Source organism: Photorhabdus sp. RM322S (assembly GCF_042879395.1).
Taxonomy (GTDB): Bacteria; Pseudomonadota; Gammaproteobacteria; order Enterobacterales; family Enterobacteriaceae; genus Photorhabdus; species Photorhabdus khanii.
Window position 1 is genome coordinate 18579 of sequence record NZ_JBHFKW010000035.1, and the last position, 25806, is coordinate 44384.

At 40.2% G+C, this 25806-nt stretch carries 22 protein-coding genes and 2 pseudogenes; 12 read left to right on the forward strand and 12 right to left on the reverse strand.

Features of this window, described 5'->3' with window-relative positions:
* Positions 1–74: 74 nt before the first annotated feature.
* The 3 genes from ACGF63_RS17945 to ACGF63_RS17955 form a co-directional block, all read right to left on the reverse strand.
* Positions 75–869, reverse strand: a complete 795-nt coding sequence (locus ACGF63_RS17945; RefSeq protein ID WP_152962400.1) for a family 16 glycosylhydrolase — start codon at positions 867–869, stop codon at positions 75–77.
* A gap of 277 nt (positions 870–1146) precedes the next feature.
* A complete protein-coding gene (locus tag ACGF63_RS17950; RefSeq protein ID WP_152962399.1) occupies positions 1147–2421 on the reverse strand; it encodes a bifunctional O-acetylhomoserine aminocarboxypropyltransferase/cysteine synthase in 1275 nt (424 codons plus the stop codon).
* Positions 2422–2516: 95 nt separating this feature from the next.
* Complete coding sequence (locus ACGF63_RS17955) at positions 2517–2927, reverse strand: hypothetical protein (RefSeq protein ID WP_036842948.1); 411 nt, start codon at positions 2925–2927, stop codon at positions 2517–2519.
* Between the two features lie 388 nt (positions 2928–3315).
* Between ACGF63_RS17955 and ACGF63_RS17960 the strand changes: the two genes are divergently transcribed.
* From ACGF63_RS17960 to ACGF63_RS17980, 5 genes are all read left to right on the forward strand, one after another.
* Positions 3316–4674, forward strand: coding sequence for an MATE family efflux transporter (locus ACGF63_RS17960; protein WP_152962398.1), 1359 nt, complete (start codon positions 3316–3318; stop codon positions 4672–4674).
* A gap of 772 nt (positions 4675–5446) precedes the next feature.
* Complete coding sequence (locus ACGF63_RS17965; protein WP_036842953.1) at positions 5447–6193, forward strand: Slam-dependent surface lipoprotein; 747 nt, start codon at positions 5447–5449, stop codon at positions 6191–6193.
* A 94-nt stretch (positions 6194–6287) separates the two neighbouring features.
* Positions 6288–7775 carry a porin family protein gene (locus ACGF63_RS17970; RefSeq protein ID WP_152962397.1) on the forward strand — a complete coding sequence of 496 codons (1488 nt, stop codon included), beginning with the start codon at positions 6288–6290 and terminating at the stop codon, positions 7773–7775.
* A gap of 52 nt (positions 7776–7827) precedes the next feature.
* Complete coding sequence (locus ACGF63_RS17975; protein WP_152962396.1) at positions 7828–10827, forward strand: TonB-dependent receptor domain-containing protein; 3000 nt, start codon at positions 7828–7830, stop codon at positions 10825–10827.
* 74 nt (positions 10828–10901) lie between these two features.
* Positions 10902–11702, forward strand: coding sequence for an energy transducer TonB (locus tag ACGF63_RS17980; protein ID WP_036842961.1), 801 nt, complete (start codon positions 10902–10904; stop codon positions 11700–11702).
* 12 nt (positions 11703–11714) lie between these two features.
* On the opposite strand, the gene ACGF63_RS17985 is transcribed toward ACGF63_RS17980, so the two are convergent.
* Complete coding sequence (locus ACGF63_RS17985; protein WP_036842964.1) at positions 11715–12152, reverse strand: GNAT family N-acetyltransferase; 438 nt, start codon at positions 12150–12152, stop codon at positions 11715–11717.
* Between the two features lie 445 nt (positions 12153–12597).
* Here ACGF63_RS17985 and ACGF63_RS17990 point away from each other — a divergent pair, with 445 nt between their 5' ends.
* Positions 12598–14526: an autotransporter outer membrane beta-barrel domain-containing protein gene (locus ACGF63_RS17990; RefSeq protein ID WP_387632497.1), complete on the forward strand. Its 1929-nt coding sequence runs from the start codon at positions 12598–12600 to the stop codon at positions 14524–14526.
* 390 nt (positions 14527–14916) lie between these two features.
* Here ACGF63_RS17990 and ACGF63_RS17995 read toward each other — a convergent pair whose 3' ends face one another.
* Positions 14917–15192 carry a FaeA/PapI family transcriptional regulator gene (locus ACGF63_RS17995; RefSeq protein ID WP_132353232.1) on the reverse strand — a complete coding sequence of 92 codons (276 nt, stop codon included), beginning with the start codon at positions 15190–15192 and terminating at the stop codon, positions 14917–14919.
* Between the two features lie 711 nt (positions 15193–15903).
* On the opposite strand from ACGF63_RS17995, the gene ACGF63_RS18000 reads away from it, so the two are divergent.
* The 6 genes from ACGF63_RS18000 (at position 15904) to ACGF63_RS18025 (ending at position 20989) form a co-directional block, all read left to right on the forward strand.
* Positions 15904–16275: a hypothetical protein gene (locus ACGF63_RS18000; protein WP_387632500.1), complete on the forward strand. Its 372-nt coding sequence runs from the start codon at positions 15904–15906 to the stop codon at positions 16273–16275.
* Positions 16276–17047: 772 nt separating this feature from the next.
* Positions 17048–17539 carry a polymer-forming cytoskeletal protein gene (locus ACGF63_RS18005; protein WP_387632503.1) on the forward strand — a complete coding sequence of 164 codons (492 nt, stop codon included), beginning with the start codon at positions 17048–17050 and terminating at the stop codon, positions 17537–17539.
* Positions 17540–17755: 216 nt separating this feature from the next.
* Entirely contained in the window at positions 17756–18289 is a 534-nt protein-coding gene (locus ACGF63_RS18010; RefSeq protein ID WP_036842971.1) for a GNAT family N-acetyltransferase, read from the forward strand.
* An 82-nt stretch (positions 18290–18371) separates the two neighbouring features.
* Positions 18372–18851: a YhfG family protein gene (locus tag ACGF63_RS18015; RefSeq protein WP_036843497.1), complete on the forward strand. Its 480-nt coding sequence runs from the start codon at positions 18372–18374 to the stop codon at positions 18849–18851.
* 11 nt (positions 18852–18862) lie between these two features.
* Complete coding sequence (locus ACGF63_RS18020) at positions 18863–19447, forward strand: putative adenosine monophosphate-protein transferase Fic (RefSeq protein WP_387632506.1); 585 nt, start codon at positions 18863–18865, stop codon at positions 19445–19447.
* Positions 19448–20605: 1158 nt separating this feature from the next.
* Positions 20606–20989, forward strand: coding sequence for a hypothetical protein (locus ACGF63_RS18025; protein WP_387632508.1), 384 nt, complete (start codon positions 20606–20608; stop codon positions 20987–20989).
* A 681-nt stretch (positions 20990–21670) separates the two neighbouring features.
* Here the strand turns inward: ACGF63_RS18025 and ACGF63_RS18030 are convergent.
* The 7 genes and pseudogenes from ACGF63_RS18030 to ACGF63_RS18060 form a co-directional block, all read right to left on the reverse strand.
* Positions 21671–21922: pseudogene (locus ACGF63_RS18030) on the reverse strand (DUF932 domain-containing protein); the annotation flags it as partial.
* Between the two features lie 101 nt (positions 21923–22023).
* Positions 22024–22254 (reverse strand): annotated as a pseudogene (locus ACGF63_RS18035) (DUF905 domain-containing protein).
* Positions 22255–22325: 71 nt separating this feature from the next.
* Positions 22326–22775: an IrmA family protein gene (locus tag ACGF63_RS18040; RefSeq protein ID WP_387632511.1), complete on the reverse strand. Its 450-nt coding sequence runs from the start codon at positions 22773–22775 to the stop codon at positions 22326–22328.
* The gene (locus tag ACGF63_RS18045) at positions 22772–23134 is read right to left on the reverse strand and encodes a YfjS/YafY family lipoprotein (protein WP_387632514.1); all 363 of its coding nucleotides are present in this window, start codon (positions 23132–23134) and stop codon (positions 22772–22774) included. Before ACGF63_RS18045 ends, ACGF63_RS18040 begins: the two co-directional genes overlap by 4 nt.
* 126 nt (positions 23135–23260) lie before the next feature.
* Complete coding sequence (locus ACGF63_RS18050) at positions 23261–23830, reverse strand: hypothetical protein (protein ID WP_387632539.1); 570 nt, start codon at positions 23828–23830, stop codon at positions 23261–23263.
* Positions 23830–24528 carry a WYL domain-containing protein gene (locus tag ACGF63_RS18055; protein WP_387632517.1) on the reverse strand — a complete coding sequence of 233 codons (699 nt, stop codon included), beginning with the start codon at positions 24526–24528 and terminating at the stop codon, positions 23830–23832. The genes ACGF63_RS18050 and ACGF63_RS18055 overlap by 1 nt, the downstream gene beginning before the upstream one ends.
* Positions 24529–24728: 200 nt before the next feature.
* Positions 24729–25604, reverse strand: a complete 876-nt coding sequence (locus ACGF63_RS18060) for a GTPase family protein (RefSeq protein ID WP_387632520.1) — start codon at positions 25602–25604, stop codon at positions 24729–24731.
* Positions 25605–25806 lie beyond the last annotated feature (202 nt).

Consider the following 25806-nt stretch of genomic DNA (forward strand, 5'->3'; position numbering starts at 1 on the left):
GATTATCACTGGCTAACCGTATTTATTTTTCCTACGGTCCTAATTTATTGCAGCGAATAATACAGTGTGGATTATTATTTCTGATTACCGACATACGGATAAACTTTCACATAATCAACGTCGAATGTGGCGGTTGTTTTATTTATCGGGCCGTAACCCTGAGCTGGATAACTGCGCGGTACTTCAGAGCTTAAAATAATGTATTGGTTTGCGATTGAAATAGGGACTTGTTCCAGACCAGACAAATATTGAGGAACATCATCAACATAAAATGTGTAGCCATTTGGTGTCCATGCCACCGCAAATTTATGGAATTTACCATCAGCAAGTTTACTCATAGACAATTTCTTTGACCATTGTTTATGAGCGTTGCCATAACCATTCCAGTGAATCGCATGATCATATTGATCTTGTTTAGCCTCAGCTAAGTGTTCAAATACATCAATTTCGACGCCTGATTTTTCTGGATTGGTTAGATCCTTACCCATGGTTGGTGACTGTACCCAGAATGCGACCTGATTACCTTCGGCGCGATTAAATCTGACAGCAGCTTCCCAATAGCCATATGTCTGTAGGAAACTTTTTTGTGTTGAAATCATGCCGCAATAATTTTGTAGCTTGCCGGAATAACTATCAGAATAGGTTTTTATGGTTAAATATCCATTCCGTACAATAACGGCTGATTGAGTATTAATACAATTATTTCTGACACCTAAACCACGGTAATCCCATTTTTGGCTATTGAGTGTTGTGCCATTAAAATTATCCTCAAATGATGGCGTGGAGCTGAATTCACTTGGGATTTTTGCCGAAGCATACCCACAGAACAATGAGCTTAATAACAAAGTATAGGCTAGCTGAACTTTCATCTGTTTTCCTTGTATTTTTTGACGTGAATAGTCGCCATTTGGACGTTATTACACGTTTTCGTAGGGATAGGGGGAGGCCACTTTATCGAATATTGGCGACAGGGTGACCGATTTAATTTGTTATCCCCTGCTTGTTGTTTTAGTAGGTAAAAATAAGGAAATAAAAGTCAGCGACGTTGATTAAGGGAAAATAATTAAAATAGAGACAGTAAAAGAAGCGGTTATAGCAGATAAATAGAACCCCGTTCACCAGAACGGGGTGTATGGCAGTTCTAAATTATTTCGATGCATCCAGAGCTTGGGCAAGATCGGTAATAATATCATCAATATGTTCAATGCCGATTGACAGGCGGATCATATCGTGTGGTACACCTGCTTTAATTAACTCCTCGTCATTTAATTGGCTATGAGTGGTTGAAGCTGGATGGCAGGCGAGTGATTTTGTATCACCAATATTAACCAGGCGCACAATCAGTTTTAACGCGTCAATAAAGCGGGCGCCGGATTCCTGCCCGCCTTTAATACCAAAGGAGAGAAGGGCTGATGGTTTCCCATTCATATACTGCTGTGCCAGTTCATGTTCTGGGTGGTCTGGCAATCCTGCATATTTCACCCAACTAACTTGAGGATGATTTTGCAGGTAATGGGCCACTTTCAGGGCATTTTCAGTGTGACGCTCCATTCTTAATGCCAGCGTTTCCAACCCTTGCAAAATAAGGAAAGCATTAAAAGGCGATAGCGCGGCACCCATGTTACGTAACGGTACGACACGGCAATGCCCGATAAACGCGGCTTTACCGAACTGTTCGGTATAGATGACGTTGTGATAAGAGGGATCCGGGTTATTCAGAATGGCGAATCTTTGCTTATGTTTTTCCCAAGGGAAGTTACCGGAATCAACAATGATGCCGCCAATAGTAGAACCGTGTCCTCCCATGTATTTGGTCAGAGAGTGAATAATAATATCGGCGCCGTGCTCAAAGGGCCGGCAAAGCGCAGGCGTGGCGACGGTATTGTCAACGATTAAAGGAACGCCATGACGGTGAGCCATTTCTGCGAACTTTTTCAGATCAACAATATTACCCGCTGGGTTACCAATGGATTCACAGAATACCGCTTTGGTCCGGTCATCAATCAGTGATTCCAATGCTGCAATATCATCATGGTCAGCAAAGCGTGTTTCAATACCGAACCGGGGCAATGTGTGAGTCAGCAGGTTATGGGTGCCGCCATATAACTTGGCAACAGATATAATGTTATCCCCGGCTCCGGCAATGGATTGAATAGCGCAGGTGATAGCAGCCATACCGGATGCGACCGACAATGCGGCTATTCCGCCTTCAAGTAAAGCAACCCGCTTTTCCAGTACATCATTAGTCGGGTTCATAATGCGGGAATAGATATTTCCCTCGACCTTTAAATTAAACAGATCGGCACCGTGTTGGGTACTATCAAATGCATAGGATGTTGTTTGATAAATAGGGACAGCAACGGCTTTGGTGGTTGGATCGGGAGAATATCCGCCGTGGATCGCAAGAGTTTCTGGTTTCATTTTCGGTCTCTTCTCTATATCGGTAAGATTACATGTATCTTTGATGAATAGATGTAAGCGGCTTTTATCAAAACTACAGCTCCACTTACTGCCGTTCACAAGGAATTTAACGTGTACATTTGTTTGATTGATGAACCGTCGGAGTAGGTATCTATCAGCTTAAGGGAATTTCCGGTGATAGAAAATGTGATTTTTTCGTCATTTTCATCAATTCTCCAACGACCAATGTTATCGACGTTATTGGAAGCCCATTCGACACGATCGCCCTTTAAACGACATTTAATTTTCCATAGGGAATTATCACTGGGTCGAATGTAGTGCATATACGTCACATCATCGTTATTTTGACAAAATAGGATAGATGCGGTTGCCTGACAAATTTGACTAAGATGAGGATGAATTTGTACAGTCGTTTTGACAGGTTGAGAAGTCGTTTTATCGGTTGAAATTGTGTAAAGCCCCGTCGCCAGTATCGCTAAAACAATAAAGATTTTATTATTAGACATTATATTTCCGCTAATTCTTTATTAATCAAATAAATAATTTAAAAATGTTACTAATTCAGTGATATATCGGGTGTCGCTATTTTTTAATTATGTGGACATTATCACAAAAAGCAGAAGCTACTTAAGTCGAGTAACATTAACTATTAAAATGGAAAATGAGAACAAAAGACTTAAATAAATATCTAATCTTCTAGAAAGATCACAGAATTTCTTGTGAAGTAGTTCGTTTTCGTTAGGTTGCCTGATTTATTTCTTTCTATTTCCTGAACAAAAATAGAGGATATGCCCATAATTTTAAATTTTTAAAAATTTTTCCGCATGATTTTAGTGATAATTTATTGTTAGTATGATCAACATTGGAGCTAATCAATAAATTAACGGTATTTTTATGGCTAAATTTTCAAACTGGCAGGAATTAAGACAACTGTTCTTACTTTCTTTTCCCATCATTATTGCGCAGATAGCACGTACCGCAATGGGGGTTGTTGATATAGTGATGTCTGGTCACTATGCTACTGCTGATTTAGCGGCAGTAACGTTAGGAAGTAGTATTTGGTTCCCTATATTTGTGTTGGGATACGGGACTATTATCATGCTTGCGGCAGATGTCGCAAAGCACAAAGCGCAAGGTAATGAAGAAGGGGTCAAAGAGAGCCTTAGGAATTATTTGTTTCTATCGATGATACTTTCGATACCAATAATTTTATTGTTAATGTTAATTAGCAAACTTTTTTCATTTATAGGCTTAGATGATAATATCTTAGATATTACACGGGGCTATGTTATTGCTATGGCATTTAGTGTTCCCGGGGTGATGATATTTAATGTTTTTCGTTCATTTCTGCAAGGCTTAGAAGACACGAAAGTTGCTATGTACCTATCTTCTGGTGCCTTATTACTGAATATACCGTTAAATTACATGCTTATTTACGGGAAATTTGGTTTACCGGAAATGGGCGGCGTTGGTGCGGGTATTACAACGGCAATTATTAATAATCTCAGTGCTGTATGTTTAGTTGTTTATTTTTTGCTGAAAAATGAGTATCGGCGATATCGATTTCGTTTAAAATTCCCAAAATATCAAGATTTACTGAGGACTTTTTATATTAGCATTCCTAGTGGATTGGCTTTTTTTGTTGAAATGGTTTTTCTCGATGTGGTTGCTGTATCCGTTGCGCCTTTAGGCACTCAGACTGTTGCCGCACATAATATTATGCTTAATATCGTCACTATCATTTATACCGTCATTACAGGATTTGCGACTGCGACGACGGTAAGAGTGGGCTCCTATATTGGGCAGAGAGATAGAACATCATTAATGGGTGTTATAAGAGTTTCGATTTCTTTGGTATTATCTATCTCCGTAATTTTTGGTTTTCTAATATATTTCTTCGCGGCGCCATTGATTTCACTCTATACTAACGATGACTCAGTGATAATAATCGCACTTAGCCTGGCTTTTTTATTCTGTTTCTTCCAGTTCTTCGACTCCTTTCAGGGAACTTTAGCGGGTATTTTGCGTGGTTTTCATGATACCCGATCGGTATTTTACGCGCCTTTATTTGGTTATTGGTTAGTTGGTTTACCACTAGGGTTTATTTTGGCTTTGACAGACTGGGTAACCGATAGCATGGGAATTGTAGGGTTTTGGTATGGTTTGGTTTTAGGTCTTTTTGTGAACTCTGTTTTATTGTCTATCATATTGAAGATTAGGGCGAGAATGGTCGTTTCTCAATTAACTTCTTAATTTAGTGACAAAGTATCACATCCACATCAATTCCCTGCCAAAAGGTAGGGAATTGATGAACTTATGTAAATAACTTATTCAATTCTTTCATATAAGATAAAAGTAGTATCAATATTTTTATTTGAAAATTTACTTCATAAAAAATTTTCATTGTGAATGAAAGTTTACTTTTTAAATGTGTGGTTATTAAGTCCATTTAAGAGGGAGATAATGTTGTAATTGTATTTTAATTCGTTTTGGTAATATGTCTATTTTAGTGTTTTTAGTAAATAATATATTAGTGAAAGTTTTCTGAATAATTATATATAAATTCTTTATAATAATTTATCCCTGCTTAAATAAGATAAATTATAGGCTCATCTTTATTGATTTTAGTTTTAAATTGTCAAATATTTTTTGATTAATTTAGAATCAATAATTATCATCTTATTAGTTACCATGAAAATAGTAACATATAAATTAATTACATTATTAAATAATAACTTGGCAATATATTCATGTGTATTGATTTTTTTACACTTATTGTTAGCTTTATCCACCCAAGATTATTTCCATAATTTTACTATGGTTATGGTAAATATTGATTTAATAATTAAATAGTTAGGTGTATTTATTGTCATTTTATACAAGTTCACATAATCATTTCATGATAATGATTATCATTTCATTTTTTATTAAAAGTACGTTAATATGCGCGTCAGTCTTCGGACAGTACTAAAACTATGTAATAAGCAATCTCTAACATTTAATTAGTTAACATAAGGAATATGCTATGAACAAAGTTAAAGTGTTAATTGCAGTATTAGGTACATGTGGATTAGTAACACAAGCAATAGCTACCCCTGGTTTTGGGCAAACTCAAAATTTTGATCAGAATAAACCCAGCATTAGGGTAAATGTGACTGAAAAGGGGGGGACTGGTCATGCAAGCTCTGGGGGAGAACCGGGGATTGGGGTGCAGTCTATAGCCGGAGGTAAAATTGTCAGCTTCTCGGGCCTTACCCGTTATGCCGCAGCGGATGCCAATGGTATTCATAAAATTTCTATGCCTGGATCAGGTAGCCATGGTGGTATGGGGGTCTTTAACTTTAGTAAAGTCGCTAATGCTGATGTCTACTTTGGTGAATGGTCACAAACCGGTCAGATAAACGATAAGACTCATACTGCCTATTATTCCGGTAAAGACATAACGACTAATTTACCTACTGGTGGCATAGCAACCTATACGGTTAAAGGAATTAACCAATATAGTGGCAGCAATGCTCTGCAAGGGACATTCACTGCTGATTTCGGCCAGAAAAGGCTTTCTGGTTCAATAGCAAATAGTGCATTGACTGTTGGTATTGATTCTAGAATTAGAGCAGATGGCTCGTTTGTTGGGACGGCGACAGCAGGAAATGTTGTCGGTACAAACAACGGCCACTTCTTTGGTGATAATGCGTCGAGTTTAGCTGGTGTGGCTAAATTTAATTCGGATCACAGTAAAGATACCGCCTTTGGTGGGACTAAAAATCCATAATATGAATTTGTGTTAACTGAATAAGGCAAAGTTCATATGGGCTTTGTCTTATTTTGTTTATTTATTGGTCCGACTATTAAGCAGTGATATTCCGATGTTAAATGCCCCCATTATCCGTTTTACCATACTGCTCAACTGTTTGTTTTTTTACCCTTCTTTGGCTCTGGCAGATGAAGATACCGGCAGAAGATTGTGGCATAACGTACAGCGAAATTTGCAGGAACAAGAAAAAGAGATCATCACTGATGAAACTGTGAATGAGAATACTGATCATTTATCGATAGTCCTTAATGGTCAGACTTTCAGTGTTGAGAATAATGTGAATGAGGTTGGTCAGGCGCTGTATTTATCTATTAATCATCAACAAGTTAAGGACGTAGAGCGCTTTTTATTGATGTATCAGAAGTTACCTGGGCATGATATGCAATTGGTACATTTTGCTCAGGCGAATCTTGCACGTTCGCAGGGTAATTTAGTGGCGGCAGAACAGCATTATCAGGCTATTTTGCACCAGCAACCTGATTTTACCCGGGCTAAATTGGAGTTAGCCCGGGTCTATTATGAGAACCAGAAAAATAAAGAGGCAGGTTTACTGTTTAATGAGATTTCTGCGGCGAATCACGATAACGAAAATAAATTACCACCAGCAGTCATTAAGAATATAACCAGCTATCAGGATGCGATTGAATTGCGTAATGCCTGGCGTGGGTCTTTTGCCGTAGGATATATTTTTAACGACAATACTAATATGTCACCAAATAAGCCTCCTGTTTGCCAGAAATATGCTGAAAATGGCAGTTGTATAGCTGAACGTGAGTTGCCTTTGGCAAAGAAGGCAAATGGTATCAGTTATGATGCTACGTTACGTAAGATATACCAGCTAAGTGGTCACCACGGTATATCCTTGCGTTCAATGACTTATGGTGAAAGTTATCGTCATCATAGTGAGGAAAATGAAAATACCACTTCCGCTTATTTGGGATATAATTATAAGGCACAGAAAAATGATTTTCTGATAGGTCCAATTATTGAGTTTAATCATGTTGGTAACCATTCCCGTTATCGCACCACAGGAGTGAAAACTGAATGGATGAATATTCTATCAAAAAATCTGGCATTGAATCTTGAAGGTGAATATAAACAGTTTCGTTATCATAAACTTTATAATCATAATGACGGTAATATGACTTCTGTTTATGCCACCTTATCTTATTATTTAACTGATCAGACAATTACCTTTACTGGTGGTGATTGGGTTAATAAAACCAGTGTTGAGAAAGCGGATGATTATCAACAGAAAGGCATACGAGCGGGTATTTCTACCCAGTTGTATCCGGGAATTAATGCTGTGGTATTTACCGCATTACGACAGAGGCAGTTTGGAGATTACAGTATGCCATTAAGTGCACGCCGTAAAGACAATGAACAACTCTATTCGGCAATTCTCAGTATGCCTAAATTTGATGTTTTTGGCTTAACGCCGGTCATCACTTATCGGTATAGAAAAAACAATAGTAATGTCGATTGGCTATACTCATATAGCAAAAACGAAGTGTTAATTAAGTTTGAAAAATATTTTTGATATTGATTGAAGTAATAGGTTATTTAAATCCGTACTATGGCAGATAATCACTATGCATAAATTAAATAATAAATACAGTAAAATAACATTGGTGGTGGTATTAACTTACAGCCTGATACCTTACCGTGTTGATGCAGATACACCAATACCCCCTGTTCAATCAGTGAAACAGCCTGCTGGAGATAAGGCCGACTTAGGCAAAATTAACGTTTCAGCAACCAGTGAAAAAGATCAGGCAGGCTATGACGCGGTGTATGATAAAGATATTACCAATATTTACCTGGGTAAGGATTTGGTAGAACGCTATAAGGGTGCTTCACCTGCGGATGTTTTAAAAAGTGCAGTTGGCGTATTCAGTGGTGATTCCAGAAATAGTGGCGCATTAGATCCTAATATCCGCGGCATTCAGGGACAGGGGCGGGTTCCTGTTACCATTGATGGTACTGAACAGGCCATTACGACCTGGCGTGGTTATAACGGTGCTAATAACCGTAATTATATTGATCCTAATCTGATCAGCAGCATTGAAATAGAAAAAGGTCCGTCACTAACTCGGGGGGTAAAAGGTTCCATCGGTGGGGCCGTAATGATTAAAACCTTGGGCATAGATGATGTGGTACCGGCAGATGAGAGTTTCGGAATTAATCTGAAATTGGAGACCAGCAGCAATGCGGTGAAGGAACGTGTACCGAGTCTGCAATGGGGGCAAGATTATCGTGATATTCCTGGTTTTACTAAGGGATTTAACTATGTTGATCCTGCGTTAGAAATTACCCCAAAAAATTCAAAAGATAATAAATTATTTGGTCTGAAAGATAATGCAATACGTCTGGCGATAGGTACTCGGCAGGAATACTTTGATCTCATGGCAGCCTATAGCTATCGTAGTAAGGGAAATTATTTTGCTGGTAAGGGGGGAGCCCATCGCTATGACGCTCCGATCAGTGATAAGGATAAAGTTATACTTGATGGTGGTACCCGGCCGTATGATCCTTATTTACCTTTCGCGGCACGTATATATCGCCCCGGCAATGAAGTGCCGAATACTTCCAGTGAAATGGAATCTTGGTTACTTAAAAATACTTGGCATCTGGCTAATCAACAGACTATCGAGTTTGGTATCCGCGATACCAAGACGACTTACGGTGAAATTATGCCTTCGCGCATTAGTTGGGTTCGAGCTGAGGAGAATATTGTATCGCAATGGCCTTTGGCTAATGTACATCAGCAGGCATTTAATGTGGACTATAAATGGAAGCCTGATGGGAACAAGTGGGTTGATTTTGATATGAAGTTCTGGGTTACCCGTACTATTAGTAATACTAATACAGCTGGGGGGTATCCTCGTGAGCCGCGGGAAAGGGATGAGGTCTGGGATGTGAATGGTAAGGAAAGAGATCCGAATAAAGATGGTAGCTTGGTAGAGACTGCTTCCACTAATGCGCATAATAACCGCTGGGGTGTTGATCTTTCTAATGCTTTCGCGCTGACTGCGGATTTGGATTTAACATTGTCGGCTAATCTGCAACGGGAACGTTTGGGCTCGCATGATGATTATGAAGCAAAGAGTTTCTCCAATTTTCGTGCATTACCAAGAAAAGGGCGTCGTCAGGAAAATAATATTGCCTTTAATTTCGACTGGCGCCCTACTTCATGGCTGGCATTAAGCGCTGGGGCTAAACGGGTGAGCTATTGGTCTAAGGATGATTTTTTAAATGAGCGTTTAGCGGCGCGTGATCATCGTTATAGTAAGGACAAAAAACTGGTTGGTCGGGGGCTGCAATATAAGAGAACACTTACTGAACGTGAAGCTGAATTATTTAAAAAATTTAATGATTGCTCATGGTGTTTGACTGATGATGAATTTGATAAATATTTTGAAAAGAATTTCTCGGAATCAGAAGAGAGAGATTCAATTCTTCGCCCTATGGTACCGGTAGATGTGCTTTGGCAATATCGTGACGATGGTAAGTTATATAAACAAGATAACCCCTATTTCAATGGCGAGCTTGATATGAATGAGCGTGTTATTGATCCTGTCACTAACAAAGAAGTATATAAATATGAATACAGTGATACCCAAGATAATAGCCGTTATAGTGATAGTTCAGGAGAAATATTGAGTAATAGTGATGGAGGTTTAGTTTATAAAGAAAAAAGTGAACAGGAGCGTTGGGCTAAACAACCTAAACGTAAAGATTATGCTTGGGCACCGGTATTTTCCGCAACAGCTTATGTGAGTGATAATGCACGTATCTATGCACGTTATGCCGAAGCGGTACGTATGCCGAGTATTTTTGAAGATACCGTCGGCTTTTCCTCTGGTTTGACTGATAAACCGGCCCGCTCTTTTAAACCTGAACGTAGCAAAACAGTTGAAGTGGGTTATGTTCATGATTTAAGTCAGTTGTTGGGGGCGGAGCATAATGCGGATATTAAATTCGCTTATTACAATACGGTCATAGAGAATGTTTTTGACCGTGATAGTAACTTTAAATTTACTCAATTAGATAAACAGAAATTATCGGGTTTAGAAGTACAAGGGCGTTATGACAACGGGGGATTCTTTACCCAATTTGGTTTGTCTTACAATCTTAAAAATAAAGTTTGTGATAAAACCTCCGCGGGTATACTAGATCCGACTAATCGATTTGGTGTTCCAGAATGTATTGATGGCGGTTTTCCCGGTGGTTTTTTAAGAACGACTATTCCTCCCCGTTATTCTCTTAATCTGAATATTGGTGGCCGGTTATTAGATGAAGATTTAGAAATAGGGAGCCGGGTGTTGTATCACAGCAGTGTGGAGAATAAGGATGAAAAATGGTTGATGAAAAAAATGCCGGGCACTTATAAAGGGATAAATAATAACCCGATGCGCTGGAATCCGGTAATGACCGTAGATGCTTATATTAATTATAAGGTTACGCCAAATGTTGTTGTTGAATTATCCGGCACTAACTTAACCGATCGCTATTATCTGGACCCGTTAACCCGCTCCATGATGCCGGCGCCCGGACGGACGTTTAAGCTTAGTGTCACCAGTCAGTTCTGACTCTTGACGGGAGATTAACCTGCCTGTAAGAAGGTTAATCTCCGCAGATAACGAGCGGAAAGGTGGCTTGAATTATGATGAAAAATCGTCTTTATATTGGCTTGTTTGCTTCTTTGCTGCTACATGCAAGTGTCATTGTGATTATGGCATCTCATTTATTACGTGATGACAGCGCAAATAATCAATCAGTGAATTCGCCAATAATCAGTATCTCAATAGAAATGGTTGCTTCAGCGGCACCTGCTGGGCAGGAGCAGCCTACGAAGCAGGAACCTCTCCCGCCTCCGTTACCCCCCGAAGTGGTGGTCGCGGAATCACCGCTTGAGGCGAAAATAGCGCTTAATAAGCCAGCGGACAGGCCACGGAAACGAGAGCCGCGGAAACCGCCGGAAGAACATGCCGATGCCAAACCGAGGAACAAACCACAGAAAGAGCCAGTAGAAGATCCCCGGCCAAAACTGGCAGAGCGTGGGCGTAAACCGGAAACGGAGCAAGCAGCGGACAGTTCCCAGGTGGCAGGGAGAGATGTTGTGGATTCACAGGCCGGCGCACGTCAGGCGATGACCAGTCAACCGATGACGGGTTTGGGTTCCGATGATTTACAAGGTTATCAGTCTGCTTTACGTCGTGAAATTGAAAAACACAAACGCTATCCACGTCGGGCGAAAAAGATGAAACAACAGGGTATTGTACAGGTAAGCTTTAGTTTACTGGACAGTGGTGAGCTGACAAATCCTCAATTAGTACGGAGTTCTGGCGCTGATGAATTGGATCGGGCTGCACTTGCGGCTATCCAACAAGCCCGGTCCGTGGGGGTAAAACCAGCTGGTTTGCCGAGGGATCATACCTTAGCGATAGAGTTTAATTTGCATTGAGGAGGTGACTCCTCATGCTTGTTTTCTCATGTGTAATAACGGAAAAGGATTACCCTGGCCGTCAACTTCTGAACGGTTGAAAACGTTAAATCCCTGATGCAGATAGAAATCAACTGCTTGAATATTTTGTTCATTCACATCCAGTTCATTAATACCTAATTCGGTAATACCAAAATTCAGGAGTGTTTTGCCGATACCTTTACCACGGGAATCAGGGGAGATAAACAGCATCTCAATCCGATGCTGAGCAACACCCATAAAACCCTCAATTTCGTTTTTGTCATCTGTTGCTTTATAAACAGTAAGCATTGGCAGATAGGTATGCAGAATCAGTGGGCGCAATTCATTAATATTTTCGTCAGATAAAAAATCATGGGTTGCCCGTATAGAGGCTTCCCAAATTTCGATCAGATTATTGAAATCTGCTTTTATTGCTCGTTGGATTCTCATATTTATTCTGTTTAATTTCTTATTTTAACCAGTCTCTTAAATTGATGATGAATTGACTCTATCACATTTTTTGTGATGGATCGCTTCAGATGCTCATCGGACTCAACCGTTATCCTAACCAGAATCTTCGATTGTTAAAATTGTTGCTATTTTGTGATCTATTTCATGAATCGGAGGAGAGAGTTGAGTCTATTTGGTCTAATATTATTTTTTATAGTTAATTGAATTTTAAACAAATTGGTTAGTTGAACTGTCTGGCGACACTAAATTAAAAATGTAAAAAACAATGCAGTATATCTTCACTTACTAACTATAATGAGGTATTGGTTAATCAGGGCAAGAATAGCGTCATATTTCATCAACGCAGGTTCTATTTGGATTGATCATTTCAATTGAACGGATAGTTCAATGATAAATATAAAATTATTTTTTGAGGACAATGTTAATGAAACGGTCATTTATATTTGCACCAGGTATATTAGCACTTGCGATAAGTGCAATTTCGAACGCACACACTTATGACAACCTATATGTTTTTGGCGATAGCTTAAGCGATGGCGGAAATAATGGTCGATTTACGACGGATGGTGAGACAAGTAAATTGTATAACGATTTTATCGCTAAACAATTAGGGATTGAGCTGACCAACTCTAAGAACGGAGGCAACAATTACGCTGCCGGTGGTGCGACTGCTGTTGCCAGTTTAAATAATAAAGACAACACACAGGATCAAGTAACTCGTTATCTGGCAAGTCACGGTGGACATGCTGACCCTAATGGTATGTATGTTCATTGGATTGGTGGCAATGATGTTGACGCTGCATTACGAAATCCAGCTAAAGCGGAAGAAATTATTACTAAGAGTGCGGTGGCGGCTTCATCACAGGTACATACACTTCTCAATGCAGGAGCTGGGTTGGTGATAGTGCCTACGGTTCCTGATGTGGGTATGACGCCGAAGATTATGGAGTTTGTTCTCTCTAAGGTGGGAGCTACTCCTAAAGATCTGGCTAAAGTTCATGCAGCAGTCAACGGGTATCCCACCATTGATAAAGACACCCGTCTTCAAGTTATCCATGGTGTTTTCAAACAGATTGGAGCCAATGTTTCAGGAGGTGACGCCCAAAAAGCTGAGGAGGCCACGAAGAAATTGATTGATGGTTATAAAGAATTAAGTAGTAACGCTTCAAAATTGGTTGATAACTATAATCAATTAGAAGATATGGCTCTTAGCCAAGAAAATGGCAATATTGTTCGCGTTGATGTTAATGCCCTCTTGCATGAAGTTATCGCTAATCCTCTACGCTATGGTTTTCTCAACACCATCGGTTACGCTTGCGCCCAGGGTGCTAAGGCGGATTCCTGTAGTTATAAAGATGTCGGTTTTGATGCCAGCAAGCCCTTTTTATTCGCTGATGATTTTCACCCAACGCCAGCCGCACAGCATATGGTTGGTGAATACACTGTTTCAGTCATCAATGCTCCGTATCGGGTTATGTTACTGACGAACGCCAACAATGTGCCGGTGAAAGGGGCACTTGCTTCCCTCGACGGCCGTTTACAGCAATTGCGTAATGTGGGTAACGAGCAGGGTAAACTAGGTGTATTCGGTGGCTATAGTGGTAATCACAACCACACGCTGACATTGGGTAGCGACTATCAGATTACGGACAATATTCTGTTGGGTGGCATGATCTCGCGTTATCAGGATAATTCTTCTCCAGCCGATAATTTCCGCTATGATGGCCGCGGCAATGTGCTCACCGCTTACGGCTTATGGCGTTACTACGATAAAGGTTGGATCAGCGGCGATCTCCACTATTTAGATATGAAATATGAGGATATTACTCGTGGTATCGTGCTCAATGAGTGGTTACGCAAAGAAAGCGCCTCGACTTCCGGCCATCAATGGGGCGGACGTATTACCGCCGGTTGGGATATTCCGCTGGCATCTGCCGTCACGACTAGCCCAGTCATTCAATACGCTTGGGATAAGAGTTATGTTAAAGGTTATCGTGAATCGGGTAATAACAGCACTGCCATGCATTTTGGTGATCAGCGCTACGACTCTCAAGTTGGCACACTGGGCTGGCGTCTTGACACGAATTTTGGTCATTTTAACCCCTATGCTGAAGTTCGGTTCAACCACCAGTTTGGTGATAAACGTTATCAGATTCGTAGTGCCATCAATTCAACCCAGACCTCTTTTGTTAGAGAAAGCCAAAAACAGGATACCCATTGGCGTGAATACACGATTGGTATGAATGCTGCTATTACAAAGGATTGGGGCGCTTTTGCGTCAGTATCGCGCAATGATGGTGATGTTCAGAATCATACCTACGCTTTTAGTTTGGGTGTTAGCGCCAGCTTCTAATCGTGCGTTGGTTAAATAATTAAGTGATAATGCCCGATTAAATAATCGGGCATTTCCTGACAATTCGTCATTATCAATAAATTAACATTAAAGCCTTACATTTTGGGGCGTTTATAAATATTTGTCCTATTTTTATCTGTACTAATGATATCTATGTTTTTCCCAACAATGCAATTTTTCTATTTTTTTCTCCTATGAGATAAAATAATATTAATTGATTATTACGTTTCTGTACTTGAATTTCCTGTAGAGATTCTTGTAATGAAAAATAGGAATATAGAAAATGTAATATATAGGGGCTTATGCTATTTTTATAAATTTCGATTAATGATAGGCCCTGCTGTGCAGAGCAGGCACCTATTTTTTCAGATTCTTTTGAAAGATAAGTCGTTAGATGGATTTAATTTTATCTTCCGATATATACCATCGAAGAGAATTCTTAACGGGAGACGGAGTTACCATAACTAATCCTTTGTCAGCCAGTTTCAATAGCAGATAACGAGCCTTGTAGATAGTGAAATTGCATTGCTCTGCGACATCACGTGTGCTGGGCCATGATTCTGGTGGTGGAGCCATTTGCATTTCCCGAACGGTGCATAATTTGGATATGACATTAAGTACTTGATCCGTCTGGGAAGGTTGAGTCGAATCTTTCCGGTTTTCCATATTAACTCCAGGCTTTATTGAATCCAGTTGAATACCTTGAGTTACTTGGGGTAATCCAACGGTTAATTTCAACATATGCGAACAATCTAAATGTCCGTTCATAAAGAATTGCTGGGCATTCCTGTTTTTCAAGGTTGGTTTTTGTACTAAGTAGATTGATTATATCGAAAAATTAAAATTTTAGATCTTTTAATTTGATAAATAAATACAATAAAGAATTTTATTCTTATATAGATGTAATTTGCGACACTATAGATCGCAAATTATAGTATTGAAATGTTATCTAAGTATTTTGTTGTGAAGTTATTTGAATTTGTATTTTTTGTTTTTATTCGTTGAATTATTCTGTAATACTTTGGGCGTCAATAAGGATATTGCTTACGTATAAATGTTTATAGATGAACCGTGTTTTCATTAACTTATTTCTAATTATGATAAATCCAGTGGAGAGCCATCAATGACGTTGTTTTTATTTCTCTGTGTTCAATGGATTTTTTATATGTCGTGAATTGTCTGTGGTTTTTTTAACAGCCATATCTATGTCAATGTATTTTGGCATCTCAACTATTTTAGTTAATGGATTCCATTCATAAAAAACAAAAGATACTAATAATCACAATATCATTTATTTAGAAATTTAATCTGAAATTAAGATTGATTTTTATTATGTGATTTTGTGTTTTATTTTTATCAATATATTAAGGGTTAGAAATGAAACTAAATAAAATTATGATGACACCCATATTAATATTTTTCATTACCATTGTCAGCGGCTCTATGATTGATGTGCCGTCAAACATGTTCGATCAAACTGTGAATCTAGGGAAGAATTCCAACTTATCGTTGAAAGGTGAAGGTAGCCAAATCCCTAAAAATACCGAAATTCGTTTGGAAAATTGCAGTTTGGAACCGGTGGTTCAGCGGTTATTGTCTCGGGTAACTTTAAAAGTGTTGCTGGCTCTACCCCGGATCATTAATAGGCCAGATAAACCGCCAAAGCCATGTCGGCGGGAGAAACTTCGTATGTTCAGATTAATGGTAAGTTTTATTCTTGAGTCGTTATCTTTTGATCAGGGACTCTGATTATAAGATAGAGAAAATCGGTCATTTTTAAGAGTAGCTTGGCGTTTAAATTATCCTTCCTATAGATATTCCATATTCCATTTTTAGTGATTGTCATATCAGTATTATAACATTTACAGATTAATGTAAATCCAATAAAAATATTATATTTCCTTTTTAAAATAGATTGTTAGTTTTTCATGAAATAATTTATTATTGAATGAATAATAAATTAAGGATGATACGTGCAATGTATAAATAGCTTTATGAGTCTATTATATTAGGCAGAAAAACATTAGTGGATATTAATTGAGAAGGATTTTCATTGTTAGATTATTTGTAAATAAAATTAAACATTAATAACGTGACTTTATTGTTGAATAATGTTATTAAATACGAAGTTAAAATTTATATTTTAATATTAATTTTTTCTTACTGATTGTTATCTAGGGTCCTGATGGGATAGGTAGCAAGAAGGAATAATGGCGTTAACCGTTTAATAGCGTTACAAATATCGGCTTACCTTTAGCATTGATTGCTATTCGTTCTGTTAGAGTAGTGATTTGGTTTGTATTTTCTAACGAAAAAAGTATGAAAAACAATAAGAACGTGAAAGAACATGGCAAAACATCGTTTTTCGGACAATATTTTTCTAAGCTGTATATGGGTCATGTGGAGCATTGCTCTGGGGTTCTATCTGGCGGGTAATCTGTTTAGCTGTACAGTGACAGCGATTCTATCTTTTCTGGCTTTAATATTTTGCTTTATTAACATGAGATCGAGATCAAAAACTATGTTTGGAAAAAAAACAGAAACCGTGGCTGTAGAACCAGTGTCTCAGGCTGGTGATGATAAAAAGAATGCCGGCGCAGAGGCCCGCCGTTGCACTATTGTTGCTAAAAGCTCAGTCTTTAAGGGCGATATTGATGTAGAAGGTGATATACAGATCTGGGGTAAAGTGATTGGGAATATCCGGGTGAAAGAGGGAGCAATCCGCATTATGCATGCCGGGCGGGTTGAAGGTGAGCTTAATGCTCCAGAAATCATAATTGACGGTAATGTTGAAGGGACTTGTTGTGCAGCAACATTGGATATTCTTGAACATGGTGAACTGCGTGGTATCAGTCGCTGTGGCAGTATGTCTATCAAGCGTGGTGGTTTATTCTTTGGGCAATCAGAACAGATTGAAAATAATGTAAAATTAACATCTGAACGTGTTGTACCAATAAAAGATACCAATAATGATAAATCTAAAGATAAGGCTACGGTAAAAACAAGTGCCTGATAAACCAGGCCCGTGTGATGTGTGATTCCGATGATTTCCGGCACGGGCCACTTCCCTGTTGATTTTTAAATTACGTTGTTTTATTCCTCTTTAGCTTTATTCACTATAGCAATTTATCTGTTTAATTGTTTTAATTCTCCTGATTGAAGTATGTGTTTTTCGCACATATAGGCATTTTTTTTAGCTATTGATATAGCTGATATTAAGGAGAATATGATGGTAACACTGGAAACAGAGAGACTAATAATGCGCGCCTGGAAAGAGGAAGATAGGGCACCGTTTTTTCATTTGAATAGTAACGCAGAAGTTATGGAATACTTTCCTGCCACGTTGACGGTTGAACAAAGTAATACAATGGTGGATAGAATTATCCAGAGATTTGAACAGCAGAATGGTTGGGGATTATGGGCCGTAGAGCTGAAAGAGACGGGGGATTTTATTGGTTTTGTCGGTTTGAATATCCCTGTAGCAGAATTGCCATTTTCACCTTGTACTGAAATTGGATGGCGTCTTGATAAGCCATTTTGGGGTAAAGGTTATGCCAGTGAAGCGGCATGTAAGGCACTGGATTTTGCTTTCACTGAATTAAAACTTGAGGAGGTAGTTGCATTTACGACAGTTTCCAATTTCCGATCTCAAAAAGTTATGGAGAGGCTTGGAATGGTGAAAGATGAGAATACTTTCTTGCACCCTTTATTACCGGATGGGCACCCGCTTCATGAGCATGTGCTTTACAGAATTCGCCAGTAATAACTCTATATTCTCTTTTCTGGTTTTAGCGACCTTGGTGTTTTATACTACTGTTGCATATATAAGTATTTTGGGAATTCAAATGAAATATGAATTAGCTGTTATGGCGGCTCTGACTAAATTAGAACATCCCAACACGCGTTCGATTGTGGAAGCGACTGGGATATCTGAGCGTAAAGTGCAACAGGTTTTGCAAATACTGCAACAAGACTTAGAGGTAAAAATTAATTGTATAAGAAACGGCAAAGCCAGCTATTTCGAAGTTATTTCTTGGGGAATATTTGAAAGTGGTCAGGCGATTAACTGTAAACTGACCGATTTAGATCTGGTTAAGTTTAAATATTCCCGTCAGCAAGAGAAAGATATCAGAAATCAAAAAAATAAAAAAACAATAATGACAACTTATAATGAAAAGAAACATTATTTTGACCGTGTAAAACTAAAGAACTATAGAGACAGTATGCGCCTTGAAGGAATAACTGTTGTTATGAACAGCTTGCCTGAAACCCAAAAAGGGCAAGAAAATCTGAGAGATCAATTAATCAGAAAATATAGTGTATAGTGGGGGGGATTATGGTGGATAAATATGGAGCGGGGCAAGATCCTTACACATATCTAGATACAGACACTCTTATTAACAAACTGGGTATTCGTGATTCAGTTGTTCTTGAACAGGCAGAAAGAGAACTTACTGAGCTTGCTATATTGAATATTTCATTCCAGGAACCACCTTACGATTTAGCCTTTTGGTGCTACCTCCATAAACAGATATTTTCTGATTTGTATGATTGGTCTGGTCAGTTGAGAACAATTGATATATCAAAAGGTAATACTCGCTTCTGTCATGCTAAACGTATTGAAACAGAAGGCAGTAAGATATTTAATATGTTAGACTGTGAAAATTTTCTCATAGGATTAAATCATCATAAACTCATTAAAAAGCTTGCTGAGTATTATGCGGAATTAAATGCGATTCATCCTTTCAGAGAGGGTAATGGAAGAACACAGCGCTTGTTATTTGAATATATTGTTATAAACTGTGGATATAATATCTCCTTTGCGTCTGTGGATGCTAAACAATGGATTGAGGCGAATATTTCTGCCTATCAATGTAATTATCAGCCATTAATGAAAATTTTCGGAAATTGTGTTTCTTAAATTATATAGGATGGAGATGATATAATGGTTAATAATTCTCCGGCATTCTGTCATTTAAGATTTTTAGCTACTTCAACTATTATTTATAGGCAGGAAAGTAGTTTTAATTGTGAACTTATTATTAAACATCATATAATAGATATTATAAATGGATTTTTTCATCTGAGATAACTCGTTGTGGGTTATTTATTTTTTCTGTTATTAATATAATTTAGCCCGACAAGTTTGGCGATTAATTTTCTCACTTAAGTTGAATTAATTTTATTTAGAGTGAGAGGCTAATTAAACTAACTAAATCCATCTGTATTTTCTCTGGCATTTTTTGATAATATTTTCTGTTATTTCTGGTCAGATTGACATATATTTTTCTGTGTTACAGTAAAGTGACAAGAAAAAAATTATCCTTATCACTTTGTTTATTAAATATCTTATTGTTAACTGAATTAAAGACAAATTGTTGCTAGAAAAGGACTAAGGAGAATTACCGGTGCACATATTTTAGCACATTTACCTAGAGAATGTTCGGTTTGAAAACATATATTTGCAGACGCAAAGTTAGGTGTGAAAGAAGTAATACTCAATACTAAAAGACAGGCTGATAACTTTTTCATGGTTTGTACCTTATCAGGTGTTGATTGGAGCTATATAGTTTATCTGAGTTACTAATTATCGTTCAATAATTAACATTGAGTTAATTTTACGCTATTATTTTTGCTGTCTTGTTGAAAATCTGTTGAAGTTATCAAGCTTTCAATTTATTTTTTAATTAAATCAAATATATATTGTTTAGCCAGAGATATCTCTATTAACTCAAATTATTGGTCTATACAATCTACAGATCCAAATTATTTGAGTGAGTAAAAGGATAATTCACATTAAGAAATCAATCTGACATCTTTATTCATTTATAGGTATGGTTGTTAAGAATTAAGAATTAAGAATTAAGAATTAAGAATTAAGAATTAAGAATTAAGAATAAGTACAGATTGGCTACTATAACATTGTATTTAATAACATCATGTTTTATATGGTTTTGATTGTATAATGATATATTGATCTTCACTTATAACCACTAAAATAATAATAAAAATTTGTCATTTACATCATTACATTCATAAAAAAGATATTACTCTAATGAACTCAAGATAGGAGATAAAAATGAAAAAAAGCTTACCCTATATTGCCTTAATGGCTGGATTGATCGCCACGTCAGTTATAGCAGAGAAGCTTCCTGAGAAAGGTGGGATTGCTGCATTACAGTCTAACTCATGTGCACAAGGTTACATTGCCCAAATCTATGTAACAGGTGCAACAGGAAGTTGGGGTATTCAAGTGACTCCAGAAACTTATCCAAGTAAGACGACACATTTTGTATCTGATGATTTAGTCACTGTAGATAAAGACGCAGGAAAAGCTTTGTTTTCTCTTGCATTAACTGCATTTGAAACACAAAAACGGATTAATATTATTAACCTCAATGATGTAATTAAAGACTGCACTCTACCGAATTCAGAATTCAATCATATTGTTGTATTTAGGTAAAATCGAATGATTCTTTTAAGGAGATTGGTTACTAAAAACAATCGAATAAGTCGTGAATAAGCCGGAATCAATTCCGGCTTAATTTTGACAGTTAGATATTAAAATTTATCATTGATGTAAAAAGAATAAGATAAACGTAAAGAAAATAAATAGAACCTTTATTCAACAAAAGTCTTCGGTATTTTTTAGGTGATTTTTCATGTGTGGAATTGTTTGTATATGAAAACATTACTGATTGGAATTACCGAGAAAATGAATGTAATCGTTTTATTAAGATGAAAAGTGCGATTGTCATCAAATTTGGCTAATAATATAAGTGTTATTGATCATTCTCCAATCAATTAAGGAGAATATCTATGTGTAATTGCTCTGGATGTGATGAACCTCTGGGAAGAGCTAGGTGGAGAGATGGCCGTAAATCATGTCCTAGTTGTTCATTAAGTAGAGGATATCATGTTTTTTATGAGGATGATGCTTTCGGGATGAGAAATATGGGGGATGGTCGGAGGATACTCCAATCATATTGTCATTATTGTCGAGGAAGAGGACGCATTTATCATCCTGCATTTACCTGTAACGCTGATACCGATACTGACTAGTGTATCCTATAATTAGGCTATACAAAAAACGGTGTAGCTTTTTTACGCTGCTGGGTTAGTCTGGCCGGTATCCCATTTGTGGAAGAATGTGCTTTGTGTGCTCCCGCTTGCTCTGGTCGCGAACCTTCGTCTGGCAGGCAAAAAACGGTTCAAAGCCTTCAAGTTGCAGACTTTCAAGGATGGTGATGGTCGGGATGAAGGTATAACGGTCTGAACGAGACTCATGCTTGTCACTTCCGAATACGCTGGGTACATGGCTCATCAGCTCTTCATGGGTCAGAGGCCGATCACGGCGTATCTGGTTAATACGGCCAAAGCGGCTGGCTAATCTCATAGTTAACTCCTTATGCGGTCGATAAAAATACAAAAAGCCACACTTCCCGAAGGAGGTGTGGCCTGACTCTGTTTATAACGGTGATGCGCTGGTGGTGGCTGTTATGGGGGAAGACTACGGATTCCATAACAGACGATATAGCGGTTCAGCCAGTAACCAGCATTTGGCTCAAAGTTCCAGGCTCTCCAGACAATGTAGTCTTCATGGCGAATAACCAGACGAAAATGTGTACCCTAGTCGTCTTCAATAGCAACATTGATATAATGCGCCGCCACAGCTTCAGCTTGCTGGCGGGTAAACGGTCCATCAGGCAGTACGGTGAGTTCAGACATACAGCTTCCTTAAAAACAAAAAGCCCCTGTGGCATAAGCGACAGGGGCTGGATTAAACGGGCAACGACGCTCTAAGATGCCTTCCCTCCGGCAACCGTGACTTGCGACGGTCGGTAATACTGCGGGGCGAAAGTCGACAGAGGCAGGTCAATCTGGTAGCCGTTACGCTCTTCTGTTGCCTTCATGATTTCGACGGAACTGACGTTTTCAACGCATTCATTCTCCAGCGAGGCTTCCTGAGAGCGAGTCGCATCGCTGTCACCAAATGTGGCCACAGCCATATTCCCCATCGCCAGCGTATTACCGCCTTTATCTTTCAGGCGCAGGGAAAGTGTCAGAGGCTCGAATCCCTCGCCGCTGCCGCCGTTATCGAGGCGAAACTGCCAGACGCAGACATTGCCAGGCACCCAGACCATGTCGGTGTTGCGGATACTGATATAACGCTGTTCTTCGGCCTGAGCCGGTGACAGCAGATAAAGGCTCAGAGCGAAAACTGAGATGATGCTTTTCAGCTTCTTCATGGGTTTTTCTCCTGATTCTCCGGCAGATAGAGTTTCCCCATTTCCTTGCCATCGTGAGAATACACCACCGATTTTTCACCCGTGTAGCTGTCGGCTTCAATCCGGAAGCTCAGGGTGATATTGTCCGCAAGACACAGGGCTGCAATCAGCGGTTGTACCGTCTTTTGCTGCATATCAGCAATGTAGTAATAATTACCTGACTCACAGCCTTCCGGTGACTGGCGGGTTTTCATCACAGTGTACTGCGGTGTACCAAAGGCATCCTTTTTCACCCACTCCTGAGCGATATCGGATTGATGCGACACAACTTTACTGAACTGTGGAGGAGTCAGGTCCTTAAACCGGGCTATCGCTTTCACGCCTGCATCTTCCTTACTGTCTCAGCCAGAGACACTCATGGCACCGATAATAGCCAGAACGGCGAACATGCGCGGGTAAAGTTTCTTCATGGTGCTGATTCCTTATTAATAGTCCGTTCCGCTGCTTCAGCAGTTTCCGGTGCGTCGGCACAGCTCTGCCAGACTCTGCTGAGCCACCCATTGCTGCGGTTTCTGCTCTGATGCCGATTGCTTTGCCGCCAGTGCGGCCTGCTGCTGTTTGTTGACACAGTTTTCCGGGAATGCAGCAAGCACCTGATTGCTGTGAGGCTCATCAGCCAGTTCCAGCTGATACTGGGTGTCGATGATGGTGAAGTAACACCCTTTCCCCTGGTCTTCGCCCTGATAGACCGACGTCAGGTCGGAGTAATAACCGCTGGCAGGTTTCAGATTCAGCTTGCGCACGGTATGCGTTTTCTTGTCGGCGAGAAAATAGGCACCGCCACCACGCTGACGCAGCAGAAATTGTTTGGTCCAGGGATAATTGCCAATGACACTGGCCTGGTAGAGCGTATTGTTCAGCGTGTCGTTATCCATACCATCGGCAGATTTCCAGCCATCCGCCTGCATGTACTGCCAGAATTTGACAGTACCCTCGACAGTTTCGGCAGCAGCCGGAAAGGCTGCGCTAGCGCAGAGACTGACGACCAGCGCCGTTGTGGTCAGTAATTTCTTCATCATGATTCCTTTTGAGGTAAAAGACCGTCGCCGGTTCTGGCGAGCAGTGAGTGGAAAACGTGAAAATGGGGCAGAGCCCTGAGGAAATCAGGGTCAGCGAGAACGCTGCGAATCTGGATCTCCGGCACGAACAGTTCCGGGTGGAAAGTAACAGCATGGATATTGTTTAGCGGAAACACCGCCACGCGATGATGATGCTCACCAGTCAGATACCAGTGCCCGCTACAGAGCACGAGGCGGTAAGGCGCAAGCCCTGAGCAACGACAGACTTCAGCCAGCAGCGTCACACGGCGATGCTCGGATATGGCCCTGACAAGCCGTGTAAATATGCCAGGTCTTGGTGGCGACAATGGCTCCGACTCTGCCCATATGAGGCACGGAGACTCACCTGGTCCACTCAACAGAGAGCTGACCATGTGGTTATCCATATCAGGAAACAAGGCCTCCACTCCTGACTGACGAGCAAAAGTCAGTACCGCCAGTTCGCGCTGATGACTACCCGAGAGCAGACAACAAGTACCATCGCGGTATTCCAGGTACATCAGTCGCTCACGAAAGTCCCGGCGGAGGGTGCGGATCGACACGCCAAACTCTGCGGTAAGAAGACCCATATCCAGTGTTTCGCCAGCAACTAGGCGGCTGATAATGAGGGACAGCCGGACCGCCAGCCGCTCATGGCGACGCTCAGTCTGGGACATTAGATTTTCTCCCTCCTGTTAACAGGCTGAAAATTAAGTGATTAGTGTAACGAAGGGGGCGGACAGGATATGGACATGGGAAGGCGTATTTTTTCGGTGCAGCGATCACTGTTGTGATGCACCCTTGAACGTTATCAGAGGGTTAGTTGCTTGTTAATTGAGCGCAGACAGGACAGGGAGTGTCCGCCATTAGCGGTTCATCAGAAGAAAATCCAGTCCCAGACAGCACGGGCGACCGACACCACCACGTCCCGCACTGTGCGAACAACGGCACGAACGGGGGCAGGCAGGAAAGATGATGATTCAGTTGCGTCGAACACGTCACACACAGCCCCCCCAAAGCACTCGCGTGCCTGCTTTTTTACTGGCTCTGTGCAGAGCCTGCCATGCAACTGTGTCACCAGTGGGCTGGTGGCCCGGTCAGGCAGGTTGCTCATCATGCACTCTACCATCGCTTCCATCCCCCAACCGGTTCGAGCCGACACTACACAGACCGGATGGTGTGGCAGAAACAGCTGCTGTACTGCGCTACGCTTAGCCTCAATTGTCGACTGCTGGTCCGGTGATGGTATGTTGAAGGTGGTGTTCCACTGATGGCAGGGTTCGGCCTTGTCAGCCTGATTCACCATAAACAATACCCTGTGTTGGTAGGCCAGCATCACCTTTCGATAAAAATGCTCATCCATTGATAGCGCACGATCGTCAGCTTTGATGACCCACAACAGCAAATCCAGTTCGGGTAAGATCCTACGGTAAAGCGTTGTGTACTCCTCGTCACGTTGCGCGCTTTCACCGACGCCTGGCAAATCAATCATCATCAAACTGTAGGAGCCATTGCTGAGCCTGAAACGCAGAACGTCACGTGTGCAGGACTCAACATTACTGACAGGCGTTACTTCTCCCTGGAATAGGGCGTTGCACAGACTGCTCTTACCCGCACCGGTTTTGCCCATAATGCCTATCACCGGCTCGTACTGCGTAAGGCTGCGGAGACGTTCAAGAATGTAGTTGCGGATAGTTTGAGGCAGAGAAGATAGCGGCTTCTCAATGGCCTGGAGGCCTTCAGATTTTTTCATAAAGAGATCTCAGCGTGAAAACAAAAATCCCCGCAATCCGGTAAGGATGCGGGGGGTTCACGAAGATAATATCTGTCTGAAATTATTTGGATTGATAGTTGGAAGCTAGTGGCTTCGCTCGTAACGAACTTAGATTATCGAGGCAGACAGGCTGCTCTGTGTTAGAAGCATACTTATCACAGTAACCGTCTGGTCTGGATTG